Here is a 1,453-nt window from a genome sequence, read left to right as displayed (position 1 = left end):
GCTGTGGATAGCAAGTACAAACCTCGGGGCCGAGGCAATGGATATTATGGTTATGGCAATGAGAACCAAGATGGATTTACGGAGCTGAACAGAGGGCCTAGGGCAGGGCGCTTCAAAAACCAAAAGACATTTGGACCTGTTAAAATTGCTGTAAAGGGGCAGAACCTCTCTTCAATTGGGAATGAGGATTCTAGTATAATACCGGATAAGGAACAATACAACCTGGCTGATTTCCCTGAGAAATACACCGATGCAAAGTTCTTCATCATTAAATCATACAGCGAGGATGATATTCATAAGAGCATCAAATACAATGTCTGGGCCAGCACCCCCAATGGAAACAACAAGCTGGATGCTGGATATCAGGAAGCTCAGGAGAAAGCTGATGGATGCCCTGTCTTTTAGCATCTCTCTGTCAACACCAGTGGGCAATTTGTTGGTGTTGCGGAAATGGTGGGTCGAGTTGATTTTAACAAGACCGTTGAGTACTGGCAGCAAGATAAGTGGAATGGTTGCTTCCCTGTCAAGTGGCACATTGTTAAGGATGTACCTAACAGTGGGTCGAGTTGATTTTAACAAGACCGTTGAGTACTGGCAGCAAGATCAAACAGTCGGGACACTCAGGAGGTAAAACTGGAGCAGGGTCTTCAAATGCTGAAGATTTTTAAGGAACATGTCAGTAAGACATCCATTCTGGACGATTTCATGTTCTATGAGAACCGCCAGAAAGTGATGCAAGAGAAAAAGGCAAAGCATGCTGAAGATTTTTAAGGAAGGGATGGAAAAACTTCTGATGCTGTTGCTGGGGAGATAGAAAAGGATGGGCCAAATGGGAAGCCCAGATTGCAGAAACCTTTGGAATCGGTTTCAATTTTGAACAAGGATGTGCCACAAGGTGGCCTTGGGGAACGAAAGCTATCTGAGGAAAATGGTGTGGYTGCAGCAGCTGGTGATGCCTTGAAGATTGCTAAGCCAGTAACAGMGAAGCGGGCTATTGCGAATGGTGTTGCTAATGGATGTTAGGTTGATTTGGCCCCCTTGTTCATCAGCTGTAGCTATTGSAATTGTGTAGGAGTGGTTTCAGAAAACCTTTTTGTTGGCTGAGAAAATAAATGTCATTATTATACTTGGGTGTCCKGAACCCATATTTGCAWGGCTGCAGAGGATTTACATTGTTGGKGGCGGGGGCTTTTGAGATCTTRKGCAATWAAAGCCTCCATAGCCWCKGGTGTKTKGTGAAGTTGCTGGTTTTCTTTAATGMCTTAGAGTTGGGTTACTGTTATCTCATTTGGGCTGTTCCTTAGGTTCAGGAACATGGGGTTTTATAGCTTTAAGTAGTGTACTGTGCTGGTTTTCTTTAATGCCTTAGAGTTGGGTTACTGTTATCTCATTTGGGCTGTTCCTTAGGTTCAGGAACATGGGGTTTTATAGCTTTAAGTAGTGTACTGACGAG

At 44.2% G+C, this 1,453-nt stretch carries 1 protein-coding gene; it reads left to right on the top strand.

The window, feature by feature from the left end; translation table 11 throughout:
* A partial coding sequence (locus tag FWJ25_RS20515) for a YTH domain-containing protein (RefSeq protein ID WP_149601844.1) occupies positions 1-405 on the top strand: 405 nt, incomplete at its 5' end.
* Between the last annotated feature and the right edge of the window lie 1,048 nt (positions 406-1,453).

The organism is Marinobacter salinexigens, from assembly GCF_008370345.1.
GTDB classification, from domain to species: Bacteria; Pseudomonadota; Gammaproteobacteria; order Pseudomonadales; family Oleiphilaceae; genus Marinobacter; species Marinobacter salinexigens.
Note: the sequence above shows the minus strand (reverse complement) of the source record. Positions and strands in the feature narration are given on the sequence as shown.